The following is a 5,427-nucleotide window of genomic DNA, read 5'->3' on the forward strand; positions in this document are numbered from 1 at the left end:
GTCTCAATCCGCGCACCCGTGCCTGGGCCGAGCTGCTGGCCGGCGAGGCGCGCTTTGCCACGCTGGGGCCGGGCCCGCGTTCCGAGGCTCTGGCCGCAGCCCTTCTGGAACACATCCGCAGCCAGGACTTCACTTACACCCTCACCCCCGGCCGCTATGGCGAGACCTCGCCCCACGTCATCGACGAGTTCTGGCTGGACCGGCGCCTGGGCTTTTGCGAGCACTTCGCCTCCGCCTTCGTCGTCGTCATGCGCGCCATGGGCGTGCCGGCGCGCATCGTCACCGGCTTCCAGGGTTGGGACGCCGAACCCCAGGACGGCTATCAGGTCGTGCGCAACGCCAATGCCCATGCGTGGGCCGAGTTCTGGGTCGAAGGCCGCGGCTGGGTGCGCAGCGATCCGACCGCCGCCGTGGCGCCCAACCGCGTCACCCAGGGCCTGGCGCTGCGGCCGCAGCCCGGCGTGCTGGGCCAGTTCAACCCGACGCTGTGGCGGGCCATGCGCAATGGCTGGGAGACCGTCAACAACCGCTGGCAGCAACTGGTGCTGAATTATTCGCGCGACAACCAGTTCGACCTGCTCAAGCGCCTGGGCTTCAGCCAACCCGACTGGACGGCGCTGGGCCAGGCCCTGGCCGGCGTCATCCTCGTGCTGGCCGTGGCAGGCGCCGCCTGGATACGCTGGAGCAGCCGGCCGCACGACGCCTGGAGCCGCCAGCGGGCGCGCATAGCCGCCCTGCTGACCCGTGCGGGCGTGAGCATCCCCGCCCACGAGAGCCCGGCCGCCTGGGCGCGCGCGCTGCGCCGCCAGCATGGCCAGAAGGCCGAGCCGGCCGCGCAGTGGCTGGAGAAGCTGGAGCGCTCGCGCTACGCCCCTGACGCATCGGCGCCCGCCTGGGGCGAGTTCCGCGCCGCGGCCCGTATGCTGCAGCCGTGAATTTCCGATACCTCCCCCTGCTGGCCGGCCTGCTGCTGGCTTGTGCCGTCCACGCCAAACCCCGCCACGCCAAGCCGGCGCCGCCTCCTGAACCGCTGGGCAACCGCCCCGCCCTCGTCGCCTTTGCCGACGAGCTTGCGGCATCGCAAAGCTGGGACGCCACCGCGCTGCGCGAGCAGCTCAGCCAGGCCCTGGACCTGCCGCGCGTGCGGCAGCTCATCCTGCCGGCGGCCGTCGGCACAGCCAAGAACTGGACGGCCTACCGCGACCGCTTCATCGAGCCCAGGCGCCTGGACGCCGGCGTGGCCTTCTGGGCCGAGCACGAGGCCGCGCTGGCGCGTGCCGAGAGCACCTACGGCGTGCCGGCCGAGGTCGTCGTCGGCATCATTGGCGTCGAGACCTTCTATGGCCGCATCACCGGGGGCTTCAAGGTGCTGGACGCGCTGGCGACGCTGGCCTTCGACTTTCCCACCGAGCACCCGCGCGCCGCCGAACGCCAGGCCTTCTTCCGCGGCGAGCTGGCCGAGTTCCTCAAGCTCTGCCGCGAGAACGGCCTGGACGCCGGCGAGGTGCGCGGCAGCTATGCCGGGGCCCTGGGCTGGCCGCAATTCATGCCCGGCAGCTGGCGCCAGCATGCGGTGGACTTCGACGGCGATGGCCGCATCGACTTGATCGCCAGCCCGGTGGACGCCATCGGCAGCGTGGCCCACTACCTGTCCGAGTACGGCTGGAAGCCCGGCGAGGCGACGCACTACAGCGTCAAACTGCCCGCTGACCGCCGCGAGCGGGCGCGCCTGCTGGCGCCGGACATCAAGCCCAGCTTCACCGCCACCGACCTCAGCGCCGCCGGCGCCTTGCCCTCCAAGGCCGCACTCGACCACGATGGCCCCATGGCCGTCATCGAGCTGCAGAACGGGCCGAAGAAGCCGACCACCGTGCTGCTGGGCACGCAGAATTTCTGGACGGTCACGCGCTACAACTGGTCGGCCTATTACGCGCTGGCCGTCATCGAGCTCGGCCAGGCCGTGGCCCGGGCGCGCCAAGCCTCCAAAGCTCAGTAGGGGTTGGGCATCAACACGCCCGTCTCCACCGAGATGAAATACGGCGACACGGTCGGCCAAGTGGCCAGGTTGTATTGCCCGCCGGCCGTGCGTTTCTCGACCTGCAGGCTGCGGAAAGTCAGCGGCTTCCTGGCCTGCACCGTCGTCGGCGCCATCGTCGGCTTGAGGAAATAGGCGCGACCGGTGCGGCCGCCCAGGCCGTCGTCATTGCCCATGACGGTGGCGATGTCGCCGTCGACAACGACGGCCGTCTGCTCATCCACGCCGATGCCGCGCAGCGCCTGCCAGCCGGCCCAGCCATCGGCCGACAACCGGGCCAGGAAGGTGACCAGGCGGCCCATGCGGTCGCGGGCGACGAGGTGAGCGTCGGTGATGACGTTCGCCATCAGCGGCAGCGCATTCAGGAAGCTGCGGTCCAGCGTGACGCCGCGGTCATAGGGGTTGGCCATGGCGGTGGCCGACGACACCGACTGGTTGGCGCCCGAGTAGTCGAACTGGCCCAGCACGGCCAGGCCGGCGCTGGTGCCGCCAAAGGGCACCCTGCGCGCGACGGCGGCCTTCATCGCGGCCTCCAGCGGTGTGCCAGCCCACTGGGCGATATAGGTGGACTGATCGCCACCGGCGATGAACAGCACGTCGGCCCGCGCCACCAGATCCAGCACCTCGGGCGCGCTGGCGCCAGCCCGCGTCTTCAGCACGATGGACTCGACCGAGTCGACGCCGTCCATGGCCATCAGGTAGGCGTTGTAGCCGTCAGCGCCCGAGGTGCGCAGGATGACGACATCGACCTTGGCCGCCGTGCCGCCACGCGCCTTGGCGATCATGGCTCGGAAGGCGTCGTCGACGTCGATGCCACCGCCCATCAGCACGAGCTGGTTGCTCGCTGGCTGGGGAGGCAGCGCATCGGCGGCGCTGCCGCTGCGGTAGAGGTCGTAGTCCTTGTTGCCGGCCGTGGCCTTGGCGCCGCTGCCGGCACTGCCACCGCCCGCTGCGGCGGCCAGGCTCACGCAGAGCAGGCCCAACGAGACGATGCGACGGGCCCAGATATCCAAGCGCTTCATGTGATTTTCCCAGGTGATGGCCGGGCGAGTGTGGCAGCCCCGGCGTCAGAAGGCCAGCTCGGCCTCGGCCGTTGGCGCCTCTTCAACCAGAGGGCCTTCAGGCGCGGAGCTGGCGGGGGTGAGGTCCTGCCAGTAGCGGTGGCGCAGCGCTCGCTCGCAGCTCGACTCGAACGTCGCACTCCGCCAGCGCCAGGCGCCGCATGACGGGCTGGCAACGACGGCGATGCCCGCGGCCTGGTAGCGCGCCAGCACCGGCGGCGCGGGATGGCCAAAGCGGCTGCGGTAGCCGGCCTGCACGACACCGACGCTCGGCGCAACGGCGGCCAACAGCTCGGCGCTGGATGAGGTCTTGCTGCCGTGGTGCGGTACGAGCAGCACCTCGGCATGCAGATCAGCCTCGCGCTTCACGAGCTGCCGCTCCTGCTCGGCCTCCAGGTCGCCCGCCAGCAGCGCGCGTCGGCTCGAAGCCGCCGTGATGCGCAATACGCAGGACAGGTCGTTAGACCGGAAGCCGCCCCCGTAATGGGCCAGCGTGGGGTGCAGTACGTCAAAGCGCACGCCGTCCCAGGTCCAGGTCTGGCCGGCTTCGCAGCGCTGTACGGGCAGCCCGACGCCGAGCAGCGGATGGCCCGGCTCCAGCGAGCTGCGCAGCTCTCCCACCGAGAGCGCCTGCATCAAGGTTGCCGCACCACCGACATGGTCGCTGTCGCGGTGGCTGAGCACCAGCATGTCCAACCGGTTCAGCCCCAGGCGGCGCAGCAGTGGCAGCAGCACCCGCTCGCCGGCGTCCGAGCCCGGCGCATAAACCGGGCCGGTGTCGAAAAGCAGCGCATGGCCACGGGTACGGACCAGCACCGCGTTGCCCTGGCCGATGTCCGGCGCCAGCAGTTCGAACTCGCCGTCAGGTGGGCGCGGCACGGCCGGCCACAGCAGCGGCAGCGTCATCAGCAGACCTGCAGCGCGCAACCGCCAGGGCAGTCTCAGTGCCATCAGCACGGCGCCCAGCAATGCCAGTGCCTGTGACCACAGTGGCGCCGCCGGCAGCCACCACACCGCCGCTGGCCAGGCGATCAGCAGCTTGAGCCAGGCCATCAAGGCCTGCATCAGCACGGCGGCCAGTGCCCACAGCGGCGTGAACAGGCCGCCCAGCAAAGCCAGCGGCGTGATGACGAAGCTGATCAGCGGGATGGCAACGAGGTTGGCCAGCAGGCCGACGACGGAGAGCTGCGCAAAGCAGATCAGGCTCAGCGGCGCGAGGCCGATGGTCGCGATGGCCTGGGTGCGCAGCGCCGCCTTGCATCTGGCGCGCCAGCCGTCTGCGTGCTCGCCGCCGGCCGCCATCAACAGGCCCAYGGCGCCGAAGGACAGCCAGAAGCCCGGCTGCATCAGCGCCCAGGGGTCGGCTGCCGTGACGATGACGGCGGCCGCCAGCAGCATCAGCGGCCAGGGCCAGCGCAGGCCAAGGCTGCGCAGAGCGGCGACGGCGGCCAGCATGATGACGGTGCGCTGCGCCGGCACGCCCCAGCCCGAGAACAGCGCATAGACGAAGGCCACCGCCACGCCCAGCCAACGTGCCGCCGTGGGCGCGGGCATGCGCAGGCAGAGCCAGCGGCTGCGGCGCCACAGCGGCGCGACGAGTGCGGAGGCCAGCCAGCCGAGCAGGACGACGTGACTTCCGGAGACCGACAAGAGATGACTCACGCCGGTATCGCGAAACAGATTCCAGTCGCTGTGGGCAATGGCGTTCTGGTCGCCCAGGCTCAGCGCCGCCAGCACGCCGGCCATGCCGGGATCGGCCACGCGTTCGCGGATGGCGGTGCGCAGGCGCTGGCGCGCGGCGTCCAGCGACCACCAGGGCGCCGCCTGCAATCGCTCGGCCGTGCGCACGACGCCACTGGCACGCAGGCCTTGCTCGAACAGCCACAGCTCGACATCGAAACCGCCCGGATTGGCCAGGCCATGGGCGCGCTTGAGGCGGGCGGTAAAGCGCCAGCGCTCGCCCGCAGTGATGGGCGCTGAGTCATAGGCCAACAGCATCAAACGTCGCGGCACTTCGGGCGGCAGCGCTGTGCCCGTTGCGCCGACCGAGTCCACGGCAAATTCAAAGCGCCAACCCGGCGCGCCCCCCTGGCCGGTGACGGCGATGGGCAGCGAATCGATGCGGCCGCCCAGCACCAGATCGCGGCCTTCCCAGGCCGGATGCAGTTCGGGCTTCATGCGCAGCTCGGCGCGCAACCCCGCCTGCGCGAAGGCGAACACGGCGACCGCACCCGCCAACGCCAGCCAGTGGCGGCGACGCAGCAGCAGGAGCACCACGAAAGCCAAGGCCAGCAGCGCGTATTCGGCCGCCGTCGGCAGCCGCTCGCAGCA

The 5,427-nt window shown here is 71.0% G+C and carries 4 protein-coding genes; 2 read left to right on the forward strand and 2 right to left on the reverse strand.

Going from position 1 to position 5,427, the window contains the following annotated elements; genetic code table 11:
- Together AC1DU6_RS19065 and mltB are read left to right on the forward strand one after the other, a co-directional pair.
- The coding region (locus AC1DU6_RS19065; protein WP_477858912.1) for a transglutaminase-like domain-containing protein at positions 1–935 on the forward strand (935 nt) is incomplete at its 5' end.
- Positions 932–1,996, forward strand: coding sequence for a lytic murein transglycosylase B (gene mltB, locus AC1DU6_RS19070; protein ID WP_457324351.1), 1,065 nt, complete (start codon positions 932–934; stop codon positions 1,994–1,996). The genes AC1DU6_RS19065 and mltB, both read left to right, overlap by 4 nt.
- Here the strand turns inward: mltB and AC1DU6_RS19075 are convergent.
- On the reverse strand, positions 1,990–3,057 hold the full coding sequence (locus AC1DU6_RS19075) for a cyanophycinase (protein WP_457324352.1): 1,068 nt from the start codon (positions 3,055–3,057) through the stop codon (positions 1,990–1,992). The genes mltB and AC1DU6_RS19075 overlap by 7 nt on opposite strands.
- 45 nt (positions 3,058–3,102) lie before the next feature.
- Positions 3,103–5,427 (reverse strand): DNA internalization-related competence protein ComEC/Rec2 (locus AC1DU6_RS19080; RefSeq protein ID WP_477858915.1); only part of this gene is annotated, 2,325 nt, incomplete at its 5' end.

The sequence above is a fragment of the Roseateles sp. P5_B10 genome (assembly GCF_056400485.1).

What these genes read in the sequence shown, in the direction of transcription:
- AC1DU6_RS19075 (WP_457324352.1), bottom strand. Translation starts at nt 3,057, where the DNA reads ATGAAGCGCTTGGATATCTGGGCCCGTCGCATCGTCTCGTTGGGCCTG.